The sequence below is a fragment of the Mycolicibacterium psychrotolerans genome, from assembly GCF_010729305.1.
Classification (GTDB): Bacteria; Actinomycetota; Actinomycetes; order Mycobacteriales; family Mycobacteriaceae; genus Mycobacterium; species Mycobacterium psychrotolerans.
In genome coordinates this window covers 5,039,002-5,064,933 of the sequence record NZ_AP022574.1, presented here as the reverse complement: position 1 = coordinate 5,064,933, position 25,932 = coordinate 5,039,002, and the positions used below count along the sequence as shown (strand labels likewise).

At 69.6% G+C, this 25,932-nt stretch carries 32 protein-coding genes and 1 pseudogene; 16 read left to right on the top strand and 17 right to left on the bottom strand.

Features of this window, described 5'->3' with window-relative positions; translation table 11 throughout:
- Positions 1-67: 67 nt before the first annotated feature.
- Positions 68-913 carry an SDR family oxidoreductase gene (locus G6N45_RS24505; RefSeq protein ID WP_163725979.1) on the bottom strand — a complete coding sequence of 282 codons (846 nt, stop codon included), beginning with the start codon at positions 911-913 and terminating at the stop codon, positions 68-70.
- A gap of 10 nt (positions 914-923) precedes the next feature.
- Entirely contained in the window at positions 924-1,412 is a 489-nt protein-coding gene (locus tag G6N45_RS24500) for a YbaK/EbsC family protein (protein ID WP_163725976.1), read from the bottom strand.
- Positions 1,413-1,643: 231 nt separating this feature from the next.
- Between G6N45_RS24500 and G6N45_RS24495 the strand changes: the two genes are divergently transcribed.
- Positions 1,644-2,309 carry a sigma-70 family RNA polymerase sigma factor gene (locus G6N45_RS24495; RefSeq protein WP_179965397.1) on the top strand — a complete coding sequence of 222 codons (666 nt, stop codon included), beginning with the start codon at positions 1,644-1,646 and terminating at the stop codon, positions 2,307-2,309.
- Positions 2,306-2,620 carry a mycothiol system anti-sigma-R factor gene (gene rsrA / locus G6N45_RS24490; RefSeq protein WP_163725970.1) on the top strand — a complete coding sequence of 105 codons (315 nt, stop codon included), beginning with the start codon at positions 2,306-2,308 and terminating at the stop codon, positions 2,618-2,620. Before G6N45_RS24495 ends, rsrA begins: the two co-directional genes overlap by 4 nt.
- Before the next feature lie 63 nt (positions 2,621-2,683).
- Here rsrA and G6N45_RS28425 read toward each other — a convergent pair whose 3' ends face one another.
- Positions 2,684-2,776, bottom strand: a complete 93-nt coding sequence (locus G6N45_RS28425; RefSeq protein WP_104863173.1) for a 50S ribosomal protein bL37 — start codon at positions 2,774-2,776, stop codon at positions 2,684-2,686.
- Positions 2,777-2,898: 122 nt separating this feature from the next.
- Here G6N45_RS28425 and G6N45_RS24485 point away from each other — a divergent pair, with 122 nt between their 5' ends.
- Both G6N45_RS24485 and G6N45_RS24480 read left to right on the top strand, forming a co-directional pair.
- Positions 2,899-3,114 (top strand): biotin/lipoyl-binding carrier protein, encoded by a 216-nt coding sequence (locus G6N45_RS24485; RefSeq protein ID WP_043414713.1) that lies wholly within the window; start codon positions 2,899-2,901, stop codon positions 3,112-3,114.
- A gap of 13 nt (positions 3,115-3,127) precedes the next feature.
- Positions 3,128-4,618: a two-component system sensor histidine kinase PdtaS gene (locus G6N45_RS24480; protein WP_163725967.1), complete on the top strand. Its 1,491-nt coding sequence runs from the start codon at positions 3,128-3,130 to the stop codon at positions 4,616-4,618.
- A gap of 125 nt (positions 4,619-4,743) precedes the next feature.
- Here the strand turns inward: G6N45_RS24480 and whiB1 are convergent, their stop codons facing one another.
- The 3 genes from whiB1 to G6N45_RS24465 all read right to left on the bottom strand — a co-directional run bounded on the left by whiB1 (position 4,744) and on the right by G6N45_RS24465 (position 7,139).
- A complete protein-coding gene (gene whiB1 / locus G6N45_RS24475; protein WP_043406682.1) occupies positions 4,744-4,998 on the bottom strand; it encodes a transcriptional regulator WhiB1 in 255 nt (84 codons plus the stop codon).
- Positions 4,999-5,265: 267 nt separating this feature from the next.
- Positions 5,266-6,222, bottom strand: coding sequence for a diacylglycerol/lipid kinase family protein (locus G6N45_RS24470; RefSeq protein WP_163725964.1), 957 nt, complete (start codon positions 6,220-6,222; stop codon positions 5,266-5,268).
- Between the two features lie 11 nt (positions 6,223-6,233).
- Positions 6,234-7,139, bottom strand: a complete 906-nt coding sequence (locus G6N45_RS24465) for a LysR substrate-binding domain-containing protein (protein ID WP_163725958.1) — start codon at positions 7,137-7,139, stop codon at positions 6,234-6,236.
- A gap of 76 nt (positions 7,140-7,215) precedes the next feature.
- Here G6N45_RS24465 and G6N45_RS24460 point away from each other — a divergent pair, with 76 nt between their 5' ends.
- The 4 genes from G6N45_RS24460 to G6N45_RS24445 are packed head-to-tail and all read left to right on the top strand — an operon-like array spanning position 7,216 to position 10,602.
- On the top strand, positions 7,216-8,427 hold the full coding sequence (locus G6N45_RS24460; RefSeq protein WP_163725955.1) for an acetyl-CoA C-acetyltransferase: 1,212 nt from the start codon (positions 7,216-7,218) through the stop codon (positions 8,425-8,427).
- Positions 8,424-9,176 (top strand): 3-oxoadipate enol-lactonase, encoded by a 753-nt coding sequence (pcaD, locus tag G6N45_RS24455; RefSeq protein WP_163725952.1) that lies wholly within the window; start codon positions 8,424-8,426, stop codon positions 9,174-9,176. The genes G6N45_RS24460 and pcaD overlap by 4 nt, the downstream gene beginning before the upstream one ends.
- Positions 9,173-9,961, top strand: a complete 789-nt coding sequence (locus tag G6N45_RS24450; RefSeq protein ID WP_163725949.1) for a CoA transferase subunit A — start codon at positions 9,173-9,175, stop codon at positions 9,959-9,961. Before pcaD ends, G6N45_RS24450 begins: the two co-directional genes overlap by 4 nt.
- Positions 9,958-10,602, top strand: coding sequence for a CoA transferase subunit B (locus G6N45_RS24445; RefSeq protein ID WP_163725946.1), 645 nt, complete (start codon positions 9,958-9,960; stop codon positions 10,600-10,602). The genes G6N45_RS24450 and G6N45_RS24445 overlap by 4 nt, the downstream gene beginning before the upstream one ends.
- Before the next feature lies 1 nt (position 10,603).
- On the opposite strand, the gene pcaC is transcribed toward G6N45_RS24445, so the two are convergent.
- From pcaC to G6N45_RS24425, 4 genes and pseudogenes are all read right to left on the bottom strand, one after another.
- Positions 10,604-10,969, bottom strand: coding sequence for a 4-carboxymuconolactone decarboxylase (gene pcaC / locus G6N45_RS24440; protein ID WP_163725944.1), 366 nt, complete (start codon positions 10,967-10,969; stop codon positions 10,604-10,606).
- Positions 10,966-11,670: a lyase family protein gene (locus tag G6N45_RS24435; RefSeq protein ID WP_246228782.1), complete on the bottom strand. Its 705-nt coding sequence runs from the start codon at positions 11,668-11,670 to the stop codon at positions 10,966-10,968. The genes pcaC and G6N45_RS24435 overlap by 4 nt, the downstream gene beginning before the upstream one ends.
- Before the next feature lie 106 nt (positions 11,671-11,776).
- A pseudogene (locus tag G6N45_RS24430) lies at positions 11,777-12,376 on the bottom strand (shikimate dehydrogenase); the annotation flags it as partial.
- 182 nt (positions 12,377-12,558) lie between these two features.
- Positions 12,559-13,206 carry a TetR/AcrR family transcriptional regulator gene (locus G6N45_RS24425; RefSeq protein WP_163725933.1) on the bottom strand — a complete coding sequence of 216 codons (648 nt, stop codon included), beginning with the start codon at positions 13,204-13,206 and terminating at the stop codon, positions 12,559-12,561.
- 268 nt (positions 13,207-13,474) lie between these two features.
- On the opposite strand from G6N45_RS24425, the gene G6N45_RS24420 reads away from it, so the two are divergent.
- The 4 genes from G6N45_RS24420 to G6N45_RS24410 are packed head-to-tail and all read left to right on the top strand — an operon-like array spanning position 13,475 to position 15,958.
- Complete coding sequence (locus tag G6N45_RS24420; protein ID WP_308207106.1) at positions 13,475-14,920, top strand: sugar phosphate isomerase/epimerase and 4-hydroxyphenylpyruvate domain-containing protein; 1,446 nt, start codon at positions 13,475-13,477, stop codon at positions 14,918-14,920.
- Positions 14,908-15,105 (top strand): VOC family protein, encoded by a 198-nt coding sequence (locus G6N45_RS28335; RefSeq protein ID WP_308207105.1) that lies wholly within the window; start codon positions 14,908-14,910, stop codon positions 15,103-15,105. The genes G6N45_RS24420 and G6N45_RS28335 overlap by 13 nt, the downstream gene beginning before the upstream one ends.
- Positions 15,102-15,545, top strand: a complete 444-nt coding sequence (gene aroQ, locus G6N45_RS24415) for a type II 3-dehydroquinate dehydratase (protein WP_163725930.1) — start codon at positions 15,102-15,104, stop codon at positions 15,543-15,545. The genes G6N45_RS28335 and aroQ overlap by 4 nt, the downstream gene beginning before the upstream one ends.
- Complete coding sequence (locus tag G6N45_RS24410; protein WP_057146708.1) at positions 15,542-15,958, top strand: hypothetical protein; 417 nt, start codon at positions 15,542-15,544, stop codon at positions 15,956-15,958. Before aroQ ends, G6N45_RS24410 begins: the two co-directional genes overlap by 4 nt.
- On the opposite strand, the gene G6N45_RS24405 is transcribed toward G6N45_RS24410, so the two are convergent.
- From G6N45_RS24405 to G6N45_RS24395, 3 genes are read right to left on the bottom strand one after another with little or no spacing between them, the layout of a single operon-like run.
- Entirely contained in the window at positions 15,904-16,392 is a 489-nt protein-coding gene (locus G6N45_RS24405) for a GNAT family N-acetyltransferase (protein ID WP_163725928.1), read from the bottom strand. The two genes, G6N45_RS24410 and G6N45_RS24405, sit on opposite strands and share 55 nt — an antisense overlap.
- A complete protein-coding gene (locus tag G6N45_RS24400) occupies positions 16,385-17,485 on the bottom strand; it encodes an isochorismate synthase (RefSeq protein WP_163725926.1) in 1,101 nt (366 codons plus the stop codon). Before G6N45_RS24400 ends, G6N45_RS24405 begins: the two co-directional genes overlap by 8 nt.
- On the bottom strand, positions 17,482-18,093 hold the full coding sequence (locus G6N45_RS24395) for an acid phosphatase (RefSeq protein WP_163725924.1): 612 nt from the start codon (positions 18,091-18,093) through the stop codon (positions 17,482-17,484). The genes G6N45_RS24400 and G6N45_RS24395 overlap by 4 nt, the downstream gene beginning before the upstream one ends.
- Before the next feature lie 65 nt (positions 18,094-18,158).
- On the opposite strand from G6N45_RS24395, the gene G6N45_RS24390 reads away from it, so the two are divergent.
- A complete protein-coding gene (locus G6N45_RS24390) occupies positions 18,159-18,992 on the top strand; it encodes a ParA family protein (protein ID WP_163725922.1) in 834 nt (277 codons plus the stop codon).
- A gap of 25 nt (positions 18,993-19,017) precedes the next feature.
- Here G6N45_RS24390 and G6N45_RS24385 read toward each other — a convergent pair whose 3' ends face one another.
- The gene (locus tag G6N45_RS24385) at positions 19,018-20,262 is read right to left on the bottom strand and encodes an Rv3212 family protein (RefSeq protein ID WP_163725919.1); all 1,245 of its coding nucleotides are present in this window, start codon (positions 20,260-20,262) and stop codon (positions 19,018-19,020) included.
- Positions 20,263-20,276: 14 nt separating this feature from the next.
- A complete protein-coding gene (locus tag G6N45_RS24380) occupies positions 20,277-21,758 on the bottom strand; it encodes a DEAD/DEAH box helicase (protein ID WP_163725915.1) in 1,482 nt (493 codons plus the stop codon).
- 252 nt (positions 21,759-22,010) lie between these two features.
- On the opposite strand from G6N45_RS24380, the gene G6N45_RS24375 reads away from it, so the two are divergent.
- Positions 22,011-22,724: a ferritin-like fold-containing protein gene (locus tag G6N45_RS24375; RefSeq protein WP_163725912.1), complete on the top strand. Its 714-nt coding sequence runs from the start codon at positions 22,011-22,013 to the stop codon at positions 22,722-22,724.
- 6 nt (positions 22,725-22,730) lie between these two features.
- On the opposite strand, the gene G6N45_RS24370 is transcribed toward G6N45_RS24375, so the two are convergent.
- Entirely contained in the window at positions 22,731-23,543 is an 813-nt protein-coding gene (locus tag G6N45_RS24370) for an MmpS family transport accessory protein (protein ID WP_163725909.1), read from the bottom strand.
- A 235-nt stretch (positions 23,544-23,778) separates the two neighbouring features.
- On the opposite strand from G6N45_RS24370, the gene G6N45_RS24365 reads away from it, so the two are divergent.
- Positions 23,779-24,039, top strand: a complete 261-nt coding sequence (locus G6N45_RS24365; RefSeq protein ID WP_048416692.1) for a DUF3107 domain-containing protein — start codon at positions 23,779-23,781, stop codon at positions 24,037-24,039.
- 22 nt (positions 24,040-24,061) lie between these two features.
- Here G6N45_RS24365 and G6N45_RS24360 read toward each other — a convergent pair whose 3' ends face one another.
- The gene (locus G6N45_RS24360; protein ID WP_043414721.1) at positions 24,062-24,742 is read right to left on the bottom strand and encodes an HTH-type transcriptional activator FasR; all 681 of its coding nucleotides are present in this window, start codon (positions 24,740-24,742) and stop codon (positions 24,062-24,064) included.
- Between the two features lie 151 nt (positions 24,743-24,893).
- Here G6N45_RS24360 and G6N45_RS24355 point away from each other — a divergent pair, with 151 nt between their 5' ends.
- On the top strand, positions 24,894-25,928 hold the full coding sequence (locus G6N45_RS24355) for a DUF3152 domain-containing protein (protein ID WP_163725906.1): 1,035 nt from the start codon (positions 24,894-24,896) through the stop codon (positions 25,926-25,928).
- Positions 25,929-25,932 lie beyond the last annotated feature (4 nt).

Below are 25,932 nucleotides of genomic sequence, written 5' to 3'. Positions count from 1 at the left end.
AACGTGCATCCCTTGTAGCTCTGACGAGGTTGTCGCTACAAGGAATGCACGTTCGCGGCAAAAGAGGTCAGGGGTGTGTGTAGCCGGGCGGGTTGGCGGACTCCACCCAGAAGTCCACGCCGAGGTCCGAGCCGGGCACGCAGTCGTACACCGACAGGTCCGTGACGCCGGACTCCAGCAGCACGTCCTCGCACAGCAGCGTGTTGCCCGTGTAGCTCGACGGCTTGGTCAGGATCGCGTACGCCGCATCGGAGTACACCTCGGGCTTGCGGGAGCGCTTCATCGACTCCTCGCCGCCGAGCAGGTTCTGCACCGCGGCCGTGGCCACCATCGTGCGCGGCCACAACGTGTTGGAGGCGATGCCGGCCTCCTTCATCTCCTCTGCAATACCCAACGCGCACAACGTCATCCCGAACTTCGCCATCATGTACGGCGTCGGCTTGAGCCACTTGGGCTCCAACAGCACCGGCGGGGAGAGCGTCAAGATGTGCGGATTCTCCCGGCCTTTCATGTGCGGGATGCAGGCCTGCGACACCGCGTAGGTGCCGCGCACCTGGATGCCGTTCATCAGGTCGAAGCGCTTGAGCGGCACGTCCTCGATGGAACCGAGGTTGATCGCCGAGGCGTTGTTGACGCACATGTCGATGCCGCCGAACTGCTCGACCGCGGCGGCGACGGCCGCAGCCACCGAGTCCCCGTCGCGCACATCCCCGACGATCGGCAACGCCTGACCGCCGACCTCCTCGATCTCCTTGGCCGCGGTGTAGATGGTGCCAGGCAGCTTCGGATGCGGCTCGGTGGTCTTGGCGACCAGTGCGATGTTGGCGCCGTCGGCGGCGACCCGTTTGGCGATCGCCAGGCCGATACCGCGGCTGGCTCCGGAGATGAACATCGTTTTTCCCGCGAGTGACATGGACCAGAGCTTAAGCGGCCGTGATCTCGGCGGTGACCGCGTTGGTCAGTCGCACCAGATCGCGCGGGCCCAGCGCGACGTCGAGCCCCCGCTTGCCGGCGCTGCACAGCACCCGGTCCCACCGCAGCGCCGAGGAGTCCACCACCGTCGGCAGCGGCTTGCGCTGACCGAGCGGCGAGATGCCGCCCACGACGTAACCGGTGGAGCGCTGCGCGGCGGCCGGGTCGGCCATCGTCGCCTTGGCGACTCCGAGCGCCGCCGCGGCCGCCTTCAGCGACAGCTTCGCCGGCACCGGCAGCACGGCCACCCCCAAACCGGACGGCAGCGCCACGACCAGCGTCTTGAAGATCTGCGCGGCCACGATGCCGTCGCGGGCCAGCTCGTCGACAGCCTCGTCGCCGAATGCCTCGGTGCGGGGATCGTGCCGGTAGGCGAGCACCGTGTGCGGCGCACCTGCCGCCACCAGAGCCGCGATCGCCGGCGTCGCTGCGCGTGCCACCGGCACAGAGTACGGGCGATTCGGGGTGGGAACACGACCGGCGCCGACGCTGTTGACCGTGACAGCTGTGATGGTGTTTCGGCCAGCAAGCGAATGTCGTCGGTCTCGACCTCTAGGATCTACAGAAGGGGATAGATGGTGCCAGCCTCGGCCTTGGAGGCCCCGTTGCGTCCGGTGATCATGCTGGAGCTTCTCGGTGGTGCCGCAATAGAAGGGACGGTGTTCCCCAGGATGACCGACACCGATGGGTTGGCCGCAGAAGCCACCCTCGATCCAGACCACAACCCGGCGCGGGACGAATCCGACGCCGAGCTGACCGCACGGTTCGAGCGCGACGCGATTCCGATGCTCGATCAGCTCTACGGCGGTGCGCTGCGTATGACGCGCAACCCCGCCGACGCCGAAGACCTGCTGCAGGAAACCATGGTCAAGGCCTACGCGGGCTTCCGCTCCTTCCGTGAGGGCACCAACCTCAAGGCGTGGCTGTACCGCATCCTGACCAACACCTACATCAACAGCTACCGCAAGAAGCAGCGCCAGCCCGCGGAGTACCCCACCGAGGAGATCACCGACTGGCAGCTCGCGGCCAACGCCGAGCACACCTCGACGGGGCTGCGGTCGGCCGAGGTCGAGGCGCTGGAGTTGCTGCCCGACAGTGAGATCAAGGAAGCCCTTCAGGCCCTGCCCGAAGACTTTCGGATGGCGGTCTACTACGCCGACGTCGAAGGCTTCCCGTACAAGGAGATCGCCGAGATCATGGATACGCCGATTGGGACGGTGATGTCGCGGTTGCACCGGGGCAGGCGCCAACTGCGCGAGTTGTTGGCCGATGTGGCCCGCGAACGTGGTTTCATCCGGGGTCAGCAGTCCGACGCACCGGAGGAGGTCACGTCATGAGCGGCACGCCGAGCGGCCCCGACGAGGAGCGCTGGAGCCCGCCCGTCGGGCCGATCGACCCTGAGCACCCCGAGTGCGCCGCGGTGATCGCCGAAGTGTGGACGCTGCTCGACGGTGAGTGCACCGTCGAGACCCGCGACCGGCTCCGTCAGCACCTCGAGGAGTGCCCGACCTGCCTCCGCCACTACGGCATCGAGGAGCGGGTCAAGCACCTGATCGCCGCCAAGTGCAGCGGCGAGCGGGCCCCCGAGGGCCTGCGGGAGCGGCTGCGTATACAGATCAGCCGCACCACGATCATCCGCGGCGGCTAGCGCCGCAACGAAAAACCGCCCGGCTTCTGCAGAAGTCCGGGCGGTTTGTCGTTGAAGCAGGGGTCAGCGCACTGACTTCGAACCGCAGTTGGGTCGCTTGCCGTGGTTGGCCTTGCTGTGCTTCCGATCGCGCTTCTTGCGGCCACGCTTGGCCATGATCCACCTCCGAATTACTCAACTGATTGCCGCCATTGTCTCACGGACCGGTTGATGCTCTGTCCACAGCGTGGTGTGGTTCGATAGACGCCAACAGACGCCGGTGGATGAGTGGGGTGAAGATGGCCGAGGACGTTCGCGCGGAAATCGTGGCCAGTGTGCTCGAGGTCGTGGTCAGCGAGGGCGATCAGATCGGTGAAGGCGACACCCTGGTGCTGCTCGAATCGATGAAGATGGAGATCCCTGTGCTCGCCGAGGTCGCCGGAACCGTGAGCAAGGTCAGTGTCTCGGTCGGTGACGTCATCCAGGCCGGCGATCTCATCGCGGTCATCAGCTAGCCCGCAGTAGGTCATGTCCACACTCGGTGACCTGCTCGCCGAGCACACCATCCTGCCCGGCAACGCCGTCGACCACCTGCACGCCGTGGTCGGCGAATGGCAGCTGCTGGCCGACCTGTCGTTCGCCGATTTCCTGATGTGGGTGCGCCGCGACGACGGTCAGGTGGTGTGCGTCGCGCAGGTCCGGCCGAACACGGCGCCGACGGTGCTGCTCGCCGATGCGGTGGGCACCGTCGCGGACTCCGCCGAGGTGCCGATCATCGCCGCGGCGTTCGACTCCGGCGACATCGGCCGCGCGACGATCGAGGGCTCCGACGCCGGGCCCGGGCTCAACGTGGAGGCCGTCCCGGTGCGCTACGGCGCCGACGTGGTCGCGGTCCTGACCCACCAGACGTCGCTGGCCCCGCGGCAGGCCAGCCCACTGGAGGCCGCCTACGTCGACTGCTCGGGCGACCTGCTGCTGATGCTGTCGGAGGGCACTTTCCCCAACGTCGGGGACCTCGCGATGTCGCGGTCGAGCCCGCGGGTGGGTGACGGCTTCATCCGGCTCGATCAGGCCGGGGCGGTGACCTTCGCCAGCCCGAACGCCATCTCGGCGTATCACCGGATGGGGTTGACGGCCGAACTGGAGGGCCACAACCTGGTCACCGTCACCCGGCCGCTGATCTCCGATCCGTTCGAGGCACAGGAACTGGCCAACCACGTCCGCGACTCGCTCGCCGGCGGATCGAGCATGCGGATGGAGGTCGACGCCGGAGGCGCCGCGGTTCTGCTGCGCACGCTGCCGCTGATGGCGCACGGCGAGGCCGTGGGCGCGGCGGTGCTGATCCGCGACGTCACCGAGGTCAAGCGCCGGGACCGGGCACTGCTGTCGAAGGATGCGACGATCCGGGAGATCCACCACCGGGTGAAGAACAACCTGCAGACCGTCGCCGCGCTGCTCCGGTTGCAGGCCCGCCGCACCACCAACGCCGAGGGTCGCGAGGCGCTCATCGAATCCGTGCGCCGGGTGTCCTCGATCGCGCTGGTGCACGACGCCCTGTCGATGTCGGTGGACGAAGAGGTCAACCTCGACGAGGTGATCGACCGGATCCTGCCGATCATGAACGACGTGGCCACCGTCGATTCCCCGATCCGGATCAACCGACAGGGGGAGTTGGGCGTCCTCGACGCCGACCGCGCGACCGCGCTGATCATGGTGATCACCGAGCTGGTGCAGAACGCCATCGAGCACGCCTTCGACGCCTCCACGGCGGCCGGTTGCGTCACCATCAGGTCCGAGCGTTCGGCCCGCTGGCTCGACGTGGTGGTCCACGACGACGGACGGGGCCTGCCCGACGGCTTCAGCCTGGAGAAGTCCGACCGCCTCGGTCTGCAGATCGTGCGAACCCTGGTCTCGGCCGAACTCGACGGGTCGCTGGGAATGCACGATGTGCCCACCGGGGGCACCGACGTGGTGCTGCGGGTGCCGATCGGCCGCCGCGGCCGGACGAGTCAATTCTGACCAATCCCGGTGCCCCGCCCGCGCATTCGGTCGTTCGCATTCCGGACAGTTCCGGTGTAATTCAATTCACATAGTTACGGCCCCGACATTTCGTCGGGGCCGTCACCAGATGAAGCGGAACGCGGTCAGACTCCGGAGCGCGCCTTGGTCCGCGCGTTGCGGCGCTTGAGCGCACGACGCTCGTCCTCGCTCATGCCGCCCCACACGCCGGCGTCCTGTCCGGACTCCAAAGCCCAGCTCAGGCACTCCGCAGTCACCGGGCAGCGATTGCAGACGAGCTTCGCGTCAGCGATCTGGGCAAGGGCCGGGCCACTGTTCCCCACCGGGAAGAACAGTTCCGGATCCTCGTCGCGACAGACCGCCTTGTGGCGCCAATCCATGAGTCCTACTCCTTTTCGTGTGCGCAGCGAAGCGCACGAGCTTTACTTCGGCTGTTAACGCAAGCGCTCCAAATGTTTCTGCGCTGTTGCATCCGATGCTTTCACAGGCTGAACAGATGTCAATAGCAGTGCGTTAACTCGTGGGCTATCTCACTACGGCGGACCGTTACCGATCCCTCTGCTCGGTTGTACTACACTCAATCCACCTGCGCCCATATCTGGGGGTGTGACGTAACAATTACCGGCTCGCGGTGCAGGTCAGAGGTGTTACGGCCGAGAAGTCGGGGGCGGGGCCACCACACCGAGAGCGTCCGGTACCGCGACGAACTCCATGTTTTCGCGCGGGCCGATGAAATCGCCGTCGATCTGGCATGCCACCGGCCGGTCACTGGTCACCTTCAGCCACGCCAGGTCATCGTCGCGGACCAGATGCCTGGCGTCGAGGCGCGGATTCCGTGACAGCATCTGCCGAACCAGGCCCAGGTTGGCCCACACGTTCATGCTGGTGGTCGCGAACACCCCGAGTCCGGTTTCGAACGTCGTGTCCGGGTTCGTCCACACCGGCCGGGCGTTGGCGTAGGTCCACGGGCTGGAATTCGACACGAACGCGAAGTGCACGCCGGTGACCGGATCGCGGTCGGGCAGGTGCAGCGTCAGCGTCGGTTCCGCCCTGGCGCTGGCCAGGACTTCGCGGATCGCGACCCGGATATAGCGCGAGGCGGTGACCTTGCGGCCCTTGGCGCGCTGCTCCTCGACGGCGGCGACGACGTCGCCGTCCACCCCCATGCCCGCGGTGAACACCGCCCAGCGCTCCTTGCAGTCCATCAATCCGATGCGTCGCCAACTGCGGGTGCGCCGGAACTCCGAGAGCAGGTCGACGAGCTGGTTGGTCGCCTGAAGGGGGTCCGGGCTGATGCCGAGCGCTCGGGCGAACACGTTGGCCGATCCGCCGGGGACGACGCCGACGGCCGGGCCGGCGTTCGACGGTCCGAGCTCCCCGAGGACCCCGTTGACGACCTCGTTCACCGTGCCGTCACCCCCGTGCACGATCAGCACGTCGACCCCGCGGCGGGCGGCGTCGCCGGCGATCTCGATCGCGTGGCCCCGGTGGTCGGTGTGCACGACGGTCAGCCGGGTCCGGCTCTCGAGAGCGTGGGCCAGCAGGTCGCGCCCCGCCGGCGTCGTCGACGTCGCATTCGGGTTCACGATCAGCACGGCACGCACGAGGGGTGAGCCTATCCGGATTCGTCGACGGCGATCTGCCGCAGCACGCTGATCACGTTGCCGATCAGCGGGTTGTCGGCCCCGGACTCCGCAGAACGCCTCGCGGCGAGCAGGTCGACGCCCAGCTTGGTCGGCAGCAGCGGGCGGTAGCGGACTCCGGCGATGTCCAATGCGGCGCTCGGAGCCGGCACGATCGCGACGCCGAGACCGGCGGCGACGAGGGTGACCAGGGTCGACGTCTCCGTCACCTCGTGCCGCACGGTGGGGACGAAGCCGGCGTCGGCGCATGCGGCCGCGAGGATGCTGCTCATCACCGATCGGCCCTGACCGGCGTGTGCGACGAAGACCTCCTCCCGCAGGTCGGCCACCGACAGCGTGTCTCTGGCCGCCAACGGGTGGTCCGCCGGCAGAACGGCGAGCAGAGGGTCACGGCGGATCGTCTCGACGTCGATGCCGGGGTGGTCGACCGGCGGCCGCAGCAGCGCCACGTCGATGGCGCCGCTGTGCAGTGCGGTCAACTGGGCGGGCGCGAGCATCTCGCCGCGGACGCTGACCTCGACGCGCGGGAGGGTCTCGCGCAGCGCGCGCACCAACTGCGGCAGCAGGGAGTACGTCGCCGAGCCCACGCATCCGATGGTCAGCCGGCCCTCCTGCCCGGCGTGGATCCGCCGCGCCTGCTCGGCGGCGTCGTCGACCTCGTCGAGGAGGGCGATCGCGCGCCGCAGATACGCGCGCCCCGCGGCGGTCAGCTCGACCGAGCGGGTGGTCCGGGTGAGCAGGTCGACCCCGAGCTCGCGTTCGAGCTGGCGGATCTGTTGCGACAGCGGCGGCTGCGCGATGTGGAGACGTTCGGCGGCACGGCCGAAGTGCAATTCCTCGGCGACGGCGCGGAAATAGCGGAGGTGGCGCAACTCCATGATCAAGACTCTAGACATCTCAATGATGGCTGTTTCGGTATTTCTCTTTACCGAGTCGCGGACCTAGCGTGGAGCCATGGATCTCGTCATCTGCAGTCCACTGCGCACCCCGGTGGCGCGGATGGGCGGCGCACTCGCCCCGCTCGGCGCCGCCGACCTGGCCACCGTCGTGCTGCGCGAACTGGCCGCGCGGACCGGCCTCGGCGACGGAGACATCGACGACGTCATCCTCGGCCAGGGCTACGCCAGCGGGGAGGCCCCCGCCATCGGCCGCATCGCCGCCCTCGACGCGGGGCTCGGTACCGGCGTGCCGGGGCTGCAGATCGACCGGCGCTGCGGCTCGGGCCTACAGGCCGTGCTGTACGCAGCAGGCCAGGTTGCCACCGGTGCGGCGCGGGTGGTCGTCGCCGGCGGCGCCGAATCGATGTCCAACGTCGAGCACTACGCACTCGGCTTGCGCACCGGTGTGCGCCAGGGCGGCATCGCGCTGCTCGACCGGCTCGATCGGGCTCGCGAAACTGCGGGTGGCGCAGATCATCCCGTCGAGGGTGGAATGATCGAGACCGCCGAGAACCTGCGCCGCGAGTACGGCATCGGTCGCGCCGAGCAGGACGCGCTCGCGCTACGCAGCCATCGCCGCGCCGTGGCCGCCCACGACGCCGGCCGCTTCGCCGACGAACTCGTCCCGGTCACCGTGCCGGGCCGCCGGGGCCGGCCCGACGTCGTCGTCGATCGCGACGAGCACCCGCGAGCAGACCTCGATCTCGAGACGCTGGCCGCGTTGCGGCCGCTGCGGGCCCGGGTCGATCCCGAGGCCACCGTCACCGCAGGCAACGCCTCCGGCCAGAATGACGGCGCCGCCCTGTGCGTCGTCACTACCGAAGGTGAAGCCGAAAAACGTTCGCTCACACCGTTGTTGAGGCTGCGCTCCTGGGCGGTCACCGGCTGTGGCCCCGAGGTGATGGGGATCGGCCCGGTGGGCGCGACCGCCGCGGCGCTCGACCGGGCGGGCCTGACCCTCGACGAGATCGACCTGATCGAACTCAACGAGGCGTTCGCCGCCCAGGTGCTCGCCGTCCTCGCCGAATGGAAGATCGATCCGCTCGACGACCGGGTCAACCCATGCGGATCCGGCATCTCGCTCGGTCACCCGATCGGGGCGACCGGGGCACGCATCCTGGCCACCGCCGCCTACGAGGCGCGCCGCCGCGACGCCCGCTACGTCCTCGTGACCATGTGCATCGGTGGCGGCCAAGGTCTGGCCGCAGTGTTCGAGGCCGTCCGATGACCGCCGTCGGTGTGCACGCGGTGGTCTCCGGCGCCGGGCCGGTGGTGGTGCTGTCCAACTCGCTGGGATCGACCCATCGGATGTGGGACGCACAGGTCGCCGACCTCGAGCAGCGCTTCACCGTGGTGCGCTACGACACCCGCGGCCACGGCGCCTCACCGGTGCCGGATGGGCCGTACACGATCGACGATCTCGCCGACGACCTCATCGCACTACTCGACCGGCTCGACCTCGAGCGGGCCCACCTCGTCGGATTGTCGCTGGGCGGGATGACCGCCATGCGGGTGGCTGCGCGAAACCCCGAACGGGTCGACAGGATGGCCCTGCTGTGCACCGGTGCGCAGCTGCCGCCGGCCACTGCGTGGGTCGAGCGCGCCGCCACCGTCCGCGCACAGGGCACGGCGGCCGTCGCCGCCGCCGTCGTCGACCGCTGGTTCACCGACGGGTACGACGGCGACCGCGGCTCCTGGCAGCAGATGGTCGCGGCCACCCCCGCCGAGGGATACGCGAGCTGTTGTGAGGTCATCGCCGAACTCGATCTCCGGGAACAGCTTTCCTCGATCACCGCCCCGACGCTGGCCATCGCGGGAGCCGACGACCCGGCCACCCCGCTGGCCAAGCTGGCCGAGATCGCCGAGACGGTCCCGGAGGCGCGGCTCCTGGTCGTCGACGGCGCCGCCCATCTGGCCAATGCCGAACAACCCGGGGTGATCACCCCCGCCCTCATCGAACATCTGGAGCAGTCATGACCCGCAGCAAAGTGGTCGGTTCGGCCGCCGAGGCCGTCGCCGACATCCCCGACGGGGCCAGCCTGGCCGTCGGCGGTTTCGGCCTCGCCGGCATCCCGTGGTTCCTCATCGACGCGCTGCTGGAGCAGGGCGCCGGCGGCCTGACCATCGTCAGCAACAACTGCGGAGTAGACGGCGGTGGGCTGGGCCTGCTCCTCGAAGCGCGCCGGATCAGCCGGGTCATCGCCTCCTACGTCGGGGAGAACAAGGAATTCGCACGCCAGTACCTGGCCGGCGAGCTCACCGTGGAACTGACCCCGCAGGGCACGCTGGCCGAACGGTTGCGCGCAGGCGGCAGCGGTATCGGCGCGTTCTTCACCCCGACCGGCGTCGGCACGATGGTCGCCGAGGGCGGCCTGCCGTGGCGGTATCACAGCGACGGGACCGTCGCGCTGGCCTCGCCCCCCAAGGAGGTCCGCGTCTTCAACGGTCGCGAGATGCTCCTCGAGGAGTCGATCGTCACCGACTATGCGCTGATCCGTGCTGCCGTTGCCGACACCGCGGGCAACTGCGTGTTCCACGCGGCGGCCCGCAATTTCAACCCGCCGGCCGCGATGTCCGGCCGGATCACCGTGGTGGAGGCCGAACGCGTCGTCGACGTGGGGCAACTGCACCCCGACGAGATCCACCTGCCGGGCATCTTCGTCCAGCGGGTGCATGAACTCACCCCGGAACAGGCCACCCGCAAGGGAATCGAGAAGCTGACCACCCGGCCACGGCCGGAACCGCAGGAGGTTGTGCGATGAGCTGGACCCGTAACGAGATGGCCGCCCGCGCAGCCCGCGAACTCGACGACGGCGACTACGTCAACCTCGGCATCGGGCTGCCCACCCTGATCCCCGACTATCTGCCCGCGGGTTCGTCGGTCACCCTGCACGCCGAGAACGGCATCCTCGGGGTGGGCCCGTTCCCCTACGAGGACGAGATCGACCCGGATCTCGTCAACGCCGGCAAGCAGACGGTGTCCGTGGTGGCCGGAGCGTCGTACTTCGACTCGGCGACCAGCTTCGCGATGATCCGCGGCGGACACGTCGACGTCGCAGTTCTGGGCGGTATGCAGGTCGCGGCCAACGGCGACCTGGCCAACTGGATGGTCCCCGGCGCGATGGTCAAGGGCATGGGCGGCGCGATGGACCTGGTCAGCGGGGCCGAGCGGGTGATCGTGCTGATGGACCACACCGCGAAATCCGGTGCCGCCAAGCTCGTTTCGGCCTGCACGCTGCCGCTGACCGGTAAGGCGGTGGTCAGCCGGGTGATCACCGATCTCGGAGTGTTCGACGTCGCCGGTGACGGGTTCACCGTGGTCGAGCTCGCGCCCGGCGTCGCCTACGACGATGTGGTGGCCAAGACCGCGGCGTCGCTGAGCCGCGTGCCGGCCGCGGTGTGAGCTACTCCTCCTCGAGCACGCGCGAGGCGATGCGGAATGCGGTGTTGGCGTCGGGCACCCCGCAGTAGATCGCACATTGCAGCAGCACCTCCTTGATCTCCTCGACCGTCAGGCCGTTGCGCCGGGCGGCCCGCACATGCATCGCGAGCTCTTCGTGATGGCCCCGAGCGACCAGCGCGGTGAGCGTGATCAACGACCGGGACTTGCGGTCCAGGCCGGGGCGCGTCCAGATCTCCCCCCACGCGTAGCGCGTGATGAGATCCTGGAACTCCTCGGTGAACGCGGTGGTCCCGTCGACCGCGCGGTCGACATGGGCGTCGCCGAGAACCTCACGGCGAACGGCCATTCCGTCGTCGCGGATGCTCATGGGGTCTCCTCCAGATAGGCGGTGGCGCGGCGCAGCGCGGCGTCGGTGAGCTGATCGGCGGCACCGGAATAGGTGGACGCGGGCTGACGGTCCGTCAACTGCGCCATGGCCTGCTGTTCGGCGTCGATGCCGTCGGCCGCGTGAAGATTGGAGCGAGCGCGGGCGGCGTCGAAGCGGAGACCGGTCACCATGTCGGTGGCCTGCGAGGCGGCGACGACGGTGGTGCGTACCAGTGTGCGCAGCGGCGCCCACTCAGCGTGCCAGCCGCCGTCGGAGCGCTCGTCGACCGACGCCGCCGACGCAGAGTGCAGCGCGGCGCCGAGTGGGGGCGCGGTCAGCGCGGCGCGGCGCAGCAGCACCGTCAGCACCGGGTTGCTCTTGTGCGGCATCGTCGAGGACCCGCCACCGGAACTCTCGGCGAATTCGCCGGTGCGGCAGCCGACCGCGACGTCGTTGGCGATGTGTCCCCACGCGTCGCAGCAGGTGACGAGTGCGTCACCGGTGCGGGTCAGCCGGGAACGCGAGGTGTGCCACGGAAGCGCTTGTGCCAGGCCCAGTTTCGCGGCCAGCGCACTCGACATCGCCATCGCGGCGTCGACCGAACCCGTCAGCTCCGTCGCGGCGGCAAGGCTGCCCGCAGCGCCGCCGGCCTGCACCGCCGGTGCGGGCACGCAGTCCAGTGTGTCGGAGGCGTCGAGCACGGCGCCCAGCCACACCGCGAACTTCAATCCCGCGGTGCCCGGCAGAGCGGGCTTCGGCGGAGAAGGGGATCCCCGGGTGGGCCGCCATGCCGGTCGGGGTCGCGTGGACCACGCCGTCACTGACGGGCAACAGGTCGCGCAGATCGTCGAATGCCGACGCCGCCACTCGGGCCTGCGGATGGCGCGCCGCGAGGTCGACGCCCAGCCGCGCTGCGCGGGCGACGTCGAGGTCGACGATGTGCAGATGCCGGCAGCCGAGCCGCAGGAGCGCATCGGCCACCGCGGTGCCGGCCCCGCCCGCACCGACGAGCACGACGGTGTCGACGGCCGCGCCGGGCAGTCCCTCGGTGAAACCGTGGGCGAAGCCGGTGACGTCCGTGTTGTGGCCGTGGGTCCGGCCGTCCTCACCGAACACGACGGTGTTGACTGCGCCGAGTGCGGCCGCGGCCGGATCGATCTCGTCGAGGTGCTCGACCACCAGCTGCTTGCAGGGGTGGGTGATGTTCAGCGCGTCGAATCCGAGAGACCGCGCCCACGACAGCACCTCGCCGATCCGCGCGGGGGAGATGCCCAGGTCGCCGAGGTCGATCGTGCGGTACACGTAGTCGAGCCCCCGGGCGCGTGCTTCGGCCATGTGCAGCGCCGGTGAGAGCGACGGGCCGACGCCGGTGCCGACGAGTCCGACGAGGTAGGGACGCGGGTCCATGGGGGCCTCTCCATAATGTACTAACTGGTTCGTTAGTAGAAGTAGAGCACTGTGGGCCGCGTCGCGTCAAGAGTGGAATGTGACCGCCCGCATACTCCACGGACGCGCGAGCAGACGCGAACTCGGGTGGAATCGCGCCGCAGCGCGCGAGTTTGCGTCTGCTCGCGGGAGGGCGGGCCGGGTCAGCCGACGGGCGCGGTCAACCAGCCCACGACGACGTCGCCGATCATCCGGCGCAGGTGGGCGCGCTGCGAGATGTCGGTCAGGTCGACGTCGAAGAGATAGCCGAAGGTGTAGCGGTTGGCCACCTGGAACACGCAGTACGAGCTGATCACCAGGTGCACGTCCAGCGCCGTGACGTCCGATCGGAAGACGCCGGCCTCACGCCCGTCGCGCAGGATGTCGTCGAGCAGCGATGTCGCCGGCTGGGACAGTTCCGGCAGGTCGCGCAGCTGGTGGATGAACTCGCCGCGGTGGATGTTCTCGATGGACACCAGCCGGACGAACGCGTCGTGGGCGATGTGATGGTCGAAGGTGACCTCGGCGAGCCGTCGGATCGCCTCCACCGGGTTGGCGTGGTCGACCGTGAGCTTCTGCTCCGCCTCCCGGATGCCGCGGTAGGCGCTCTCCAGAACGGCCAGGTAGAGCTGCTCCTTGCCGCCGAAGTAGTAGTAGATCATCCGTTTCGTGGTGCGGGTGCGCTCGGCGATCTCGTCGACCCGGGCGCCCGAGTAGCCGGACTCGGCGAACACCTCGGTGGCCACGGCCAGCAGCTCGGCGCGGGTGCGCTCGGCATCGCGCTGGAGTTCGGCTTTCGGCTTGGCGGCCACGATCGCTGAGCTTACTGTTCGCCCACCGATCGGGCCCGCACTCTTCCGTCTTAATGAACCAATTGGTACATTGCTGTGATGAAGACCTCGATCGCGACCGTGTCGCTGTCCGGATCACTGGTGAAGAAACTGCACGCGTGCGCGGCCGCCGGCTTCGACGGCGTCGAGATCTTCGAGCCGGACCTGATCGCCGGAGACCACTCACCGGAAGAGATCCGGGCACTGGCCCAACGCCTCGGTCTCACATTGGATCTCTATCAGCCCCTGCGTGACCTCGAAGGGGTCGACGACGCCGCCCTTCGCCGACAACGTCCGCCGAGCCGCGGCCACCTTCGCCACGGCCCGGCGGCTCGGCATCGACACGGTCCTGGTGTGCAGCAACGTCGCCACCGCGACGATCGACGATGACGGCGTGTCCGCCGAGCAATTGCGCCGCATCGGCGACGTCGCGCAGACCTACGGCGTCCGCATCGCGTTCGAGGCGCTGGCCTGGGGCCGGTTCATCGACGACTACCGGCGCGCCTGGCGCGTCGTCCAGCTTGCCGACCATCCCGCGGTCGGGGTGTGCCTGGACAGCTTCCACGTGCTGTCGCTGGGCCACGACCCGGCGCAGATCGCCGAGATCCCGGCCGACAAGATCTTCTACCTGCAACTCGCCGATGCGCCCGCGCTGACCATGGACGTGCTTTCGTGGAGCCGGCACCACCGCCTGTTCCCAGGTGAGGGGGCGTTCGATCTCACCCGGTTCGTCACCTGCGTGCTCGCCGCCGGATACGACGGCCCGCTGTCGCTGGAGGTTTTCAACGACACATTCCGCCAGACGGACCCCCGCCACACCGCCGTGCACGCGCTGCGGTCACTGACGTGGTTGCAGGACAAGGTCGCTGCGGCCGGCCCGGAAGGATGGCGGCCCGACTTGGCCACGCTCGCCGCGGCCAAGCCCCCGACGGCATTCGACTTCGTCGAACTCAAGGCCGAGGACACCAGCGAGGTCGAGGTGCTGCTCGGTCAGCTCGGCTTCACGATGCGCGGCCGGCACCGCACCAAGCCGGTGTCGCTGTGGTCGGCCGGGGACGCACGCATCGTGCTGAACGAACAGCAGGCCCGCGACCGGGCGCCGCACATTGCGGCGGTCGGACTGCAGGTGCCCGACGCGGGCGCCACCTCCACCCGGGCAGCCCAGCTGATGGCCCCGGAGGCCTACCGTCGCACCTACGCCTCCGAACAACCCTTCGGCGCGGCCATCGCGCCCGACGGCACGGAGTTCTACTGGATCACCGAAGCGCACGGCACTCCCGAGTGGGTCGCAGAGTTCGACGGCGGCATGCCCGAGACCGAACCCTGCCCGGTCCGCGCCATCGACCACGCGAACCTCACCCAGCCCTGGCAGACAGCCGAGGACACCGTGCTGTTCCTGCGCAGCGTGTTCGGCCTGACGCCCGACGCGCCCGCCGAAGTGCCCGGGCCGACCGGCCTGGTCCGCAGCCAGGTGATGCGCACCGAGGACGGCGCGGTCCGGATCCCGCTCAACGTCGCGCCGCACGTGCTCGACCAATCCGGGTTGGCCCAGCACGTCGCGTTCTCGTGCTCCGACGTCGTCGGGCTGGCCCGCCGCGCCGCCGACCGTGGTCTCGCGTTCCTGCCGTCTCCCACAGCTACTACGACTACCTGCACGGCCGATTCGGCCTCGGCGCCGACGAGGTGGCCGAACTGAAGGCGCTCAACCTGCTCTACGACCGGGGACCCGACGGACATTTCGTGCACTTCTACACCCGCACGGTCGGGTCGGTGTTCTTCGAATTCGTGCAGCGGTTCGGGCACTACGACGGTTACGGAACCGACAACGCCCCGGTCCGGTTGGCCGCGCAACGCGTAAGCGCCGGTACCGTACGTCCGTGACCGCACGCCGTCTGCTCCTCGTCAACGGGCCGAACCTGAACCTGCTCGGCACCCGGCAGCCCGAGGTGTACGGCTCGACGACGCTCGCCCAGATCGAGGCCAGGGTGCGCGAAGTCGCCGCCGAATCCAGCCTGGAGGTGCGCGCGGTGCAGAGCAACCACGAGGGCGAGCTCATCGACGCCATCCAGTCCGCTCGTGAGGACTGCGCGGCGATCGTCATCAATCCCGCCGCCTACAGCCACACCTCGGTGGCCATCGCCGACGCGCTGCGCTCGGTGGACCTGCCGGTCGCCGAGGTGCATCTGAGCAACATCCATGCGCGCGAGGAGTTTCGGCACCATTCCTATGTGTCGGCGGTGGCCGACATGGTGGTGGCCGGCGCCGGTCCATTCGGCTACGAGATGGCGGTCCGGTATCTGGCGGGCAGGATCGCCCGGTGACGCCCGGGGTGGTGCGCGCGGCGGGGGTCATCGCCGCGCTGCAGGGATCGCTCGCGCTGGTGACGGCCGTCGTCCTCGTCGTGCGCGAACTCGCAGGCCACCACGAGGACGCGATCAGCGGCTACGGCACCGCGGTCTGGTTCGCGGTCATGGGGTCGGCCGTCGCCGCCGCGGGCTGGGCGCTGTGGACGGGACGGCGGTGGGGCCGCGGCATCGCCGTGTTCGCGAACCTCGTCCTGCTCGGTGTCGCCTGGTATGTCTTCAGCTCAGGCCAGCTGGCCTACGCCGTCGTGGTGGCCGGGGTGTCGATCGCGGTGCTGGCGCTGCTGTTCAGCCCGTCGGGGCTGCATTGGCTGACTCAGGCCGGTGACGAGGCAGCCAGTTCGGACAGCTCGGGGCCCGACACCCGGTAGGTGATCCACTCGTCCTGCGGCCGCCCGCCGACCCCGTCGTAGAGGGCGATCGCGTTGACGTTCCAGTCGAGGACGGCCCACGTGAGCCGGCTGTAGCCCTGGTCCACGCACTCGCGGGCCAGCCTGGCCAGCAGCTTGCGGCCCAGCCCGCGTCGGCGGAACTGCGGACGCACGAACAGGTCCTCGAGATAGATGCCGGCCACGCCGTCCCATGTCGAGAAGTTGCGGAACCACAGGGCGCCTGCGGCGGCCTGTCCGTCGACCTCCGCGAGATGGCCGTAGACCACCGGGTTCGGCCCGAAAAGGGCGTCGCGCAACTGACGTTCGGTCACCGTACATTCGGCGGAGGCCCGCTCGAACGCGGCGAGTTCGTGGATCATCGCCGTCAACTCGGCCTCGTCGCCGGGCCGCACGGCGCGGATGATCTCACTCATCGGGCACTCCCAACGCGCTCAGAATCGTCCTGAATTTCGTTGTGGTCTCGTCGAGTTCGTCGTCGGGTTCGGATTCGGCGACGATGCCCCCGCCGGAATGGGCCAGCGCCGAACGACGGTCGGCGGACAGCTGCGCGCACCGGATGGACACCACCCAGCGGCCGTCACCGCGCTGGTCGCACCAGCCCACGGTCCCGGCGTAGAAGCCCCGATCGCCCTCGAGCTCGCCGATCAACGCGGTCGCCGCGGCGGTGGGGGAGCCGCCCACCGCCGGTGTGGGGTGCAGCGCCAACGCGAGATCCAGTGCGGTGGTGGACTTCTCGCGCAGACGGCCGGTGATCGGTGTGTAGAGGTGCCACACCGCGGCGGTGCGGGTCAACTGCGGCCGATCGGCGGTCTGCACATCGGTGCACAGCGGATCGAGCGCCTCGCGCAGCCCGTCGACCACCAGTTGATGCTCGTGCCGGTTCTTCGCCGACTCCGCCAGGGCCGCGCCGCTGGCCGCGTCCTCGTCCGGGTCGGCGCGTCGGGGAGCCGAACCCGCGAACGGCCGGCACGTCACCTGCAGTCCGCTGCGCGCCACCAGCAACTCCGGGCTGGCACCCACCAGCGCGGTGCCGGAGTAACCTTCGCCGGCCGCGGACAGGTCCACGAGGTACTTGGTGGCCTGCGCGTCGTTGCCCGCCAGGCGGTGCAGCACGGTCCTGGCGTCGAGTGGGCCGTCGGCGCTGATCCGCAGCGCCCGGGCGAGCACCACCTTGTGCAGGCCGGAGGCGGTGTCGCGGAGCCGCTCGAGTGCGACCGCGATGCGGCGGCGGTGTTCGTCGGCGTCCGGTGTCGTCTCGGTGATCCGCGTCGGCGCCAGCTCGCGCAACGGCCACGACGGGAGCGTGTCGGTGAAGCGCACCGTCTGCGGCCGGATCAGCGCGGCCGGCGCCGTGAGGTCGAACGGCAGGGCGCCGACGATGATCGGGGCGCTGTGCGACGCCAGCGCAGCGCGCGCGTCGGCGATGCGCGGGAAAGCCGTGTGCACTCCCTCGGCGGTGATCACGCCGTCGGGTCCGGCCAGGACGAACGTCGGCTCCCGTGTCACGTGGACACGGCGGGGTCGGGATGTCCGGTCAGCCCCAGCGCGCTGAGCTGACGCACGCCGTGCTCGAAGCCGCACACCGCGATCGACACGGCCGGCATCGCGAACCGGATGCCCTCGTAGACGGGTTGTTCGATCCAGCGGGTGATGACGGCGCGGGAGAAGTGGCCGTGGCCGACGAACACCACGTCGCGGGTCTGCATGTGCTCGAGAGCGAACGCGATGGCGCGGTCGGCGCGCTCGCAGACCTGCGCGGTCGTCTCGCCGCCCGGGCAGCCGTGCGTCCACACCAGCCAGTTCGGCACGGCCTTGCGAATCTCCTCGGTGGTGGTGCCCTCGTAGTCGCCGTAGTCCCACTCGCTGATCAGCTCGTTGACCTCGTCGATGCTCAGCCCGGCCAACTCGGCGGTGGTCCTGGCCCGCAGGCGCGGGCTGCTCACCACGAACGGGTTCTCGAGGCGCAGCTGGCTGAGTGTCTCGGCGGCTGCGGCGGCCTGCTCGCGCCCGTGGTCGGTGAGCTCGAGTTCGGTGCGGCCGGTGTGCTTACCGGACTTCGACCACTCGGTCTCGCCGTGGCGGAGCAGGATCAACCGGTGCTGCAGAGGGGCCACGATGTCCGATTCTGCCGCACGGCGCGGCACCGCCGAACGGCGCGGTGGCAGGATGGCGTGCCAAGATGAGAACTGTGACGCGGGTACTGGCGATCGCCAATCAAAAGGGTGGGGTCGCCAAGACGACGACGGTGGCGTCGCTGGGCGCGGCTTTGGTCGAATCGGGCAAGCGGGTACTGCTCGTGGACCTCGATCCGCAGGGCTGTCTGACGTTCTCGCTGGGCCAGGACCCCGACAAGCTCGCGGTGTCGGTGCACGAGGTGCTGCTCGGCGACGTCGAACCCGACGCTGCGCTGGTCGACACCGCTGAGGGAATGACGTTGCTGCCGGCCAACATCGACCTGGCCGGGGCCGAGGCGATGCTGCTGATGCGGGCGGGCCGGGAGTACGCGCTCAAGAGGGCGCTCGCGAAGATCACGGGAGCCGCCCCGGCGGCGACATCTGGCCGCGACAAATTCGACGTCGTGATCATCGACTGCCCGCCGTCGCTGGGGGTGTTGACGCTCAACGGCCTGACCGCGGCGGACGAGGTCGTCGTCCCGCTGCAGTGCGAGACGCTCGCGCACCGCGGTGTCGGGCAGTTCCTGCGCACCATCAACGACGTCCAGCAGATCACCAACGCCGACCTGAAACTGCTCGGGGCGCTGCCCACGCTGTACGACGCGCGCACCACGCACAGCCGTGACGTGCTGTTCGATGTCGCGGACCGCTACGGACTGCCGGTGCTGGCGCCGCCGATCCCGCGTACGGTGCGCTTCGCCGAAGCCAGTGCGTCCGGGTCGTCGGTGCTGACCGGCCGCAAGAACAAGGGCGCGGTCGCCTACCGCGAATTCGCCGATGCGCTGCTCAAGCACTGGAAGACCGGCAAGGCCCTGGCGACGTTCACCCCCGAGCTCTAGCCCGACAGCCTGTCGGTCGGGCTCCTCAACGCGGCTCGTCCCTCACCGCTTGATCGTCGCCCGACAGCGCCACCAGCTCGTCGCCCCGCTGTTCGAGCAGCGTCGTGCCCGCCACCGCGGGGACCACCGGTCCTTTTCCGGCCGGACGCTGCAGCGGGATGTGCCGCTCACCGGCACCGGTGACCGGGTCGAACACGTCGTAGCCGCTTGTCACCGGCACCAGAAGCCGACCGGCCATCAGCACGGCGGGACCGACCGGCGCGTTGTCGCCTGACGCGGCGACGGTGTAGCGGTACTTCAGGTTCGTCGCCGAGAACACCATCAGCGCATCGCCGGTCCACCAGGTGATCAGATCGCCGATGCGCGACGTCGTCGCGTCGGGGGACGGGGCGGAGGGGACCACCGTGCTGTCGATCGTCGCGCCGGTCTCGTCGACGATGTCCAGCCGCGGTTTCGGGGTGGGGACGTACAACGCGGTGGTGGTGTCCGACACGGCCACCACGCGAGCCCCGCTACCGTCGGCGACGCCCTTCTGCTGCACGTACTTGAGCTCGGGGGTGTCCTCTTCGTCGGACGGGCGCAGCAGGGTCAGCCGAATGTCGGCCTGGTTCGGGCAGGCTTCGAGCACCGACACGGCCGACGAACTCGCCGCGGCGGAGGTGAAGCGGCACAGCGGCGAGGCCGGCTTGCCCGGGTTCAAGGGAGCGTCGAGTGCGCCGTAGCTGAGCATGCGCACCATGTCCGAGCGCCACATCTCCAGCCGCGTGTCGCCGGCCGACAGCACGGTGGTGCCGTCACCGGAGAGCGTCACCTGCTTGTCGGCGTAGCTGGTCCGGGCCGGACCCCGCGTCCCGGTGCGGGCGTCGACGGTGCTGACCTGCCCGCAGCCGCGAACGTCGGGGTAGACCGCGACCGCGTAGTTGTAGACCCAGGTGACCCCGCACAGGTCGAGGTCGCGCTCGTAGCTCCACAGCACGTCACCGGTGGCGGGGTCGCGGCCCTGCATGGCGCGCCCGTCCCCGGTGACCACCGCCCCGGACACGACGAGCGGCTGGCTGGTGCGCGCACTCGGGACCGTCCACACCTGCCGCAGCGCGGCGGGCACCGCGACGGCCGGCTTCAGCGTCGGGACCGGAGAGGCGGCGGGCCGGCTGAGCGTGGCCCGGGCATCGCTGGTCCACCACACGATCGCGACGACGAGCACGACGACAGCGGCGATCACCACGGCCGCCACCACATCTGCTCGGGTGCGGCGCTCCGGTCTGACCATCGCGCGGCTTCGGCTCAGCTGGCGCCGGCGGAAGCCGTCTTGTTCGGGCGACGCCGACGGCGACGACGCGGCGCGCGGGAGGCATCGGCCGAGTCATCGGCAGGAGCGTCGGCGTCGGCCGCCGAAACCTGCTCGGCCGCCTCGGGGTGGGAGCCGACCGGCTGGCCACCGCGGGTGCGACGGCGGCTGCGGTTGTTCGCGGGCCGCGCGGTGCGCTCGCGGGGCTCGCGCTTGGGCTTGTCGGTGCTGCGGCTCGGCTTGCCGACCGAGCCGGCGGCATCGGTCGGGATGTTGAGTTCTTCGTACAGGTGCGGCGAGCTCGAGTACGTCTCGGCGGGGTCGGGCGTGTCCAGCCCGAGCGCCTTGTCGATCATCGTCCAGCGGGGCAGCTCGTCCCAGTCGACCAGCGTGACGGCGATGCCTGTCTTGCCGGCGCGCCCGGTACGGCCGATGCGGTGCACGTAGGCCTGCTCGTCTTCGGGGATCTGGAAGTTGATGACGTGCGTGATGTCGTCGATGTCGATACCGCGCGCGGCGACATCGGTGGCGACCAGCACATCGACCTCACCGGTGCGGAAGGACTTGAGCGCCTTCTCGCGCGCGCCCTGCCCGAGGTCACCGTGCACCGCGCCGACCTTGAAGCCGCGTTCGGCGAGTTCGTCGGCCACCTTCTGGGCGGTGCGCTTGGTGCGGGTGAAGATCATCGTCGCGCCCCGGCCCTCGGCCTGCAGGATGCGGCTGACCATCTCGACCTTGTCCAGCGCGTGCGCCCGGTAGGCGAACTGCTCGGTGGTGTCGTGGGTGGCCGCCGAATGCGGGGCCTCGGCGCGGATGTGCGTCGGCTGCGTCATGAAGGTGCGGGCCAGCGTGATGATCGGGTCCGGCATCGTCGCCGAGAACAGCATCGCCTGCCGCTGCTCGGGGATCTGCTTGAGGATCCGCTCGATGTCGGGCAGGAAGCCCAGGTCGAGCATCTCGTCGGCCTCGTCGAGCACCAGCGTCGACAGGCCGCCGAGCTGCAGGTGACCCTGCTGGGCGAGGTCGAGCAACCGGCCGGGCGTGCCGACGACGACGTCGACACCCTTCTGCAGCGCCTCGATCTGCGGCTCGTACGGGCGGCCGCCGTAGATCGCGGTCACGGTCAGCTTGCGCGTGTCGTCGGCCATCAGGTACTTCGAGGCGCCGACGAGGTCGCCGTAGACCTGCAGGCAGAGCTCTCGGGTCGGGACGACGATCAGGGCCCGCGGGATTCCGGTGAGCGGTCGTTCGGTGTCGGTGGTGATCCGGTGCAGCAGCGGCACACCGAACGCGAAGGTCTTGCCCATGCCGGTGCGGGCCTGACCGATCAGGTCGTCGCCGGCCAGCGCAAGCGGCAGCGTCAGTTCCTGGATCGCGAAGGCGTGTTCGATGCCGCTCTCGGCGAGGGCGCGCACGATTTCATCGCGCACCCCCAGCTCGGCGAAGGTCGGGGTGGGGTGCGGGGTTACGGGAGTCATACGTGTAGACGAAGCCTTTCACTTGTCAATCCTCATGCGTTTCCACGCGCGCACGAGGTGAGAAGTGAACTTCGTTGGGCCCAGCTCTGAGGGGGCGGGCCGCTCCGTGCACGCACATTGCCACGGTGCCTGCGGCGATGACGCCTGCCTGACCTGGATCGATCTGTCGGCCTACGCGCCGACACCGCGTTCCATGGTAGCCGGTCGGCCGGCGCTCAGTCACCTTCGCCGCTGCCGACTAGAGTTGGGCCCATGAATTCCACGCCGTCCGCGGCCTCCGCTTCAGCTCCGGCAGCGGAGTCGAGTGCCCCGGCGGCTCCCCGGGTTTCCGCCGACCATCCCGGCGTCGTCGAGCTGTTCGCACTGCTGGCCTATGGCGAGGTGGCCGCGTTCTACCGGCTGACCGAAGAGGCCCGCATGGCGCCGAATCTGCGGGGCCGGATCAACATGGCGAGCATGGCCGCCGCCGAGATGAACCACTACGAGGTGCTGCGCGACGCGCTGGAGCACCGCGGGGTGGACGTGGTGCCGGTGATGACGAGGTACGCCTCGGCGCTGGAGAACTACCACCGGCTCACCACCCCCAGCACCTGGCTGGAAGCTCTGGTCAAGACGTACGTCGGTGACGCCCTGGCCGCCGACTTCTACCTCGAGATCGCCGATGCGCTGCCCGGGCCGGTGGCCGACGTCATCCGTTCCGTGCTGTCCGAGACCGGTCACTCCCAGTTCGTGGTCGCCGAGGTGCGCGCCGCGGTGACCGCGAGCGACCGGCAGCGGCACCGCCTTGCGCTGTGGTCCCGGCGGCTGCTCGGGGAGGCCATCACTCAGGCCCAGTACGTGCTGGCCGACCACGACGAGCTCGTCGACCTGGTGATGTCCGGCGGCGGGCTGTCGCAGATCACCGACTTCTTCGACACGCTGCAGCAGACGCACAGCGCCCGGATGCAGGAGTTGGGCCTGGCCTGAGCGCCGTCAGCGCGTGCAGTTCGTGATGATCGAGTTGTTGTTCTGGGCTGCGATCAACGAGCCGTTCGCGTCCAGGATCGCGCAGTTGAGCTGACCTCCCACGCTCGTGGCGGTCACCGAGCTCAGCGTGACTCCGGGGTTCAGCACGATCGTCTTCGACCACGGCAGCGCCGCGTTCACGTCGGTCTGCAGTGCACCCTGGGCGTCGGTGTAGATGACCGTGACCAGATCGAGCAGCGCCCGGTTGCCCGTGATGCGGTAGGTGACGGTGCCGGGGGCGGCCGCCGGCGGCGGGGGAGCAGCCTGCGGCGCGGGCAGCAGCGGTGTGGCCGCCTGCGGCACGGGGCTCTGTGCGGTCGGGCTCGGCGGGGCGGGCGAGATGGTGGTGACGGTCTCGGCGGGCAGCGACGGCTGCGCCGGGGGCCGGGCGACCACCCGCGGTGCTGCCGAGGGTTCCGGCGCAGCGCTGGTGGTGGGCTCGTCGGAGGCGACGGTCGCCGACACCGAACCGCTGTCACCGCCGCCGAGGATCATGCTGGCCGTGATCACGGCGACGAACAGGATGACCCCGGCGATGCCGGCGATCCACATCCAGCGCCGGTCGATACGGGCCTCGTCGAGGTAGTCGTCGTAGTCGGCATCGCCGGTCTCGTCGTCGCCCGGGTAGGGCGGATAGACGTCGGTGTCGAGGTCGGCGTAGCCGTAGCGGTCTGCTTCGTCGTGAGGCTCGCCGTCGTAGCGCCCACGTCCGCGCGGGCTGCGGATGCGCTCGGTCGGCGTCAGGGAGTACGGCGAGTGTGCGGTGTATGGCCTGTTCATCCAGCTGTCCCCGTCGTTTCTTCGCGGTTGCCGGGCCGATGCTACGAAGGCAGAAGTGACGGCTGAGGGTGACGCGCCTGCCGCCGCGGTCACGGTCGGGACTCGGTTCGGTCGCTCCGCCGTTGCACAGCGGCGCCCGCGTTCGCTGACCGCGTAGGTCCCGGCCCGGCGCGGCCCGGCCGGTGTCCACTAGCCTCCTGGAGAAGAGTTCTCGAACGACGGAAGGGTTCCCACTGTGGAGGTCAAGATCGGTGTCACCGACAGCCCGCGCGAGCTGATCCTCAGCAGCGCGCAGACGCCGGCGGAAGTGGAGAAGCTGGTCTCCGATGCGCTGGAGGCGGGCTCCGGCGTGCTTGCCCTCACCGACGAGAAGGGCCGGCGGTATCTGGTGCAGGCCGCGCGGATCGCCTATGTCGAGATCGGCGCTGCCGACGCACGGCGCGTCGGGTTCGGTGTGGGTGCCGTCGGCTCAGAGGTCACCCGCTCGGCCGGCTGACGGTGAAGCGGGCTGTCGCCGCTCAGGAGCGCGTCAGCGGGACGTGCGACAGCCCGCCCCAGATGAACGCCACGGTGCCCTCCACCGCGTCGTCCTTGGCGATCGGGCGCTCGTTGTTGAGCCAGTAGCGTGCCGAATCGACGCTGATGCTGACCAGGCCGACCGCGATCATCCGGGCGCGATGCGGTTCCAGCCCCGAGTCGTGGCTGATCAGATCGAACACCGCGTCGGTGCACGCCTCGGTGGCGACCTTCACCTGCGCTGCCACCTGGGGTTCGGTCACGTAGTCGTTTTCGAAGATCAGCCGGTAGCCCTGGCTGTCGTGCTCGATGAAGTCGAAGAACGCCTCGACCGCCGCGCGCACGCGCTGCCGGTTGTCCGTGGTGGTGCGCAGTGCCTGGCGCACCCCGGAGACAAGATTGTCGACATGGCGCTGCAACACCGCGAGGTACAGCTCCACCTTCGACGAGAAGTGCTGATAGAGCACCGGTTTGCTGACGCCGGCGCGCTCGGCGATCTCGTCCATCCCGGCGGCGTGGTAGCCACGGTCGACGAACACTTCGCTGGCGGCGATCAACAACTGGCCACGGCGCTCGTCACGGGGCAGCCGGTTACCGCGCCGGGCTGCGCTGGTGCTGGGCAGGCCGGTGCCGTTGGCCGGCTGCCCACCGCGCCGCTGCGCCGTTCTGGCGAGTTCGCTCATCAGGACCTCGAGTTCTACTGCCGGCGCTTCCGCCGTCGTGAGTTCGGTTCCGCTGACACTACTACCGTTGGCTGGGCGCGGGCGGCAGGACATCTTCCCGGTGCAGGCGCGCCGGAGGTCCGGGCCGGTCATCCTGTGACATCCTGTGTCGGTGACCTACGACCCGGGGCGTCGCGGGAGCGGTCGCGTTCCCGTGCTCCGCGACGAGTGGCGTGAGCCCCTTCGCGCGCAGCGGGACCCGCTGGCCGAGGATTCCGGGCGGGTCCGGTCCAACCGCGACGAGCATCAGCGCTGGCGCAAGCAGACGTGGCTCGGCCGGTTCGTCTCCACCTACGGCTGGCGCGCCTACGCGCTGCCGCTACTCGTCGTGTTGACCGCGGTCGTCGTCTACCAGACCGTCACCGGCAGCAGCGTCGCACCGCAGGCCGCGGAGGCGGAGGGCCCGGTACAGGGACCCCCGACGATCGGTGTGGCCAGCACCGCGATCGTCGGCGCACCGCCCAAGGGCCTCACCCAGTTCGACGCGAACCTGCCCACCGGGATCCTTCCCGAGGGCGGGCCCTTCACCGAGGCCGGCGCACGGACCTGGCACGTCGTTCCGGGCACCACCCCGCAGATCGGCGAGGGCACGACCAAGGTGTTCACCTACACCGTCGAGGTCGAGGACGGCGTGGACACCACCACGTTCGGCGGTGACGACGGCTTCGCCCGGATGGTCAGCGAAACCCTGGCCAACCCGAAGAGCTGGACGCACAACCCGCAGTTCGCGTTCGTCCGCGTCGACGACAGCGCCGGTGTGCAACCCGACTTCCGGGTGTCGTTGACCTCGCCGATGACGGTGCGCGAGGGCTGCGGCTATGACATCCAACTCGAGGCGTCCTGCTACAACCCGGCGTTCGAGGGTCAGCCGCGGGTGTTGATCAACGAGGCCCGCTGGGTGCGTGGCGCGGTGCCGTTCCAGGGCGACATCGGCTCCTACCGGCAGTACGTCATCAACCACGAGGTCGGTCACGCGATCGGCTATCCGCGGCATGAACAGTGCACGGTCAGCGGTGAACTGGCGCCGATCATGATGCAGCAGACGTTCTCGACCAACAACACCGACGCGGCCCGGTTCGACCCGGGCACCGTCACCCCGGACGGCAAGACCTGCCGTTTCAACCCCTGGCCGTATCCGATCGCCTGATCGC

Coding starts and splice junctions, on each gene's coding strand:
- G6N45_RS24505 (WP_163725979.1), bottom strand. CDS start 913: ATGTCACTCGCGGGAAAAACGATGTTCATCTCCGGAGCCAGCCGCGGT.
- G6N45_RS24495 (WP_179965397.1), top strand. CDS start 1,644: ATGACCGACACCGATGGGTTGGCCGCAGAAGCCACCCTCGATCCAGAC.
- rsrA (WP_163725970.1), top strand. CDS start 2,306: ATGAGCGGCACGCCGAGCGGCCCCGACGAGGAGCGCTGGAGCCCGCCC.
- G6N45_RS28425 (WP_104863173.1), bottom strand. CDS start 2,776: ATGGCCAAGCGTGGCCGCAAGAAGCGCGATCGGAAGCACAGCAAGGCC.
- G6N45_RS24485 (WP_043414713.1), top strand. CDS start 2,899: ATGGCCGAGGACGTTCGCGCGGAAATCGTGGCCAGTGTGCTCGAGGTC.
- G6N45_RS24480 (WP_163725967.1), top strand. CDS start 3,128: ATGTCCACACTCGGTGACCTGCTCGCCGAGCACACCATCCTGCCCGGC.
- whiB1 (WP_043406682.1), bottom strand. CDS start 4,998: ATGGATTGGCGCCACAAGGCGGTCTGTCGCGACGAGGATCCGGAACTG.
- G6N45_RS24465 (WP_163725958.1), bottom strand. CDS start 7,139: ATGGAGTTGCGCCACCTCCGCTATTTCCGCGCCGTCGCCGAGGAATTG.
- G6N45_RS24460 (WP_163725955.1), top strand. CDS start 7,216: ATGGATCTCGTCATCTGCAGTCCACTGCGCACCCCGGTGGCGCGGATG.
- pcaD (WP_163725952.1), top strand. CDS start 8,424: ATGACCGCCGTCGGTGTGCACGCGGTGGTCTCCGGCGCCGGGCCGGTG.
- G6N45_RS24450 (WP_163725949.1), top strand. CDS start 9,173: ATGACCCGCAGCAAAGTGGTCGGTTCGGCCGCCGAGGCCGTCGCCGAC.
- G6N45_RS24445 (WP_163725946.1), top strand. CDS start 9,958: ATGAGCTGGACCCGTAACGAGATGGCCGCCCGCGCAGCCCGCGAACTC.
- pcaC (WP_163725944.1), bottom strand. CDS start 10,969: ATGAGCATCCGCGACGACGGAATGGCCGTTCGCCGTGAGGTTCTCGGC.
- G6N45_RS24405 (WP_163725928.1), bottom strand. CDS start 16,392: ATGAGTGAGATCATCCGCGCCGTGCGGCCCGGCGACGAGGCCGAGTTG.
- G6N45_RS24390 (WP_163725922.1), top strand. CDS start 18,159: ATGAGAACTGTGACGCGGGTACTGGCGATCGCCAATCAAAAGGGTGGG.
- G6N45_RS24385 (WP_163725919.1), bottom strand. CDS start 20,262: ATGGTCAGACCGGAGCGCCGCACCCGAGCAGATGTGGTGGCGGCCGTG.
- G6N45_RS24380 (WP_163725915.1), bottom strand. CDS start 21,758: ATGACTCCCGTAACCCCGCACCCCACCCCGACCTTCGCCGAGCTGGGG.
- G6N45_RS24375 (WP_163725912.1), top strand. CDS start 22,011: ATGAATTCCACGCCGTCCGCGGCCTCCGCTTCAGCTCCGGCAGCGGAG.
- G6N45_RS24370 (WP_163725909.1), bottom strand. CDS start 23,543: ATGAACAGGCCATACACCGCACACTCGCCGTACTCCCTGACGCCGACC.
- G6N45_RS24360 (WP_043414721.1), bottom strand. CDS start 24,742: ATGAGCGAACTCGCCAGAACGGCGCAGCGGCGCGGTGGGCAGCCGGCC.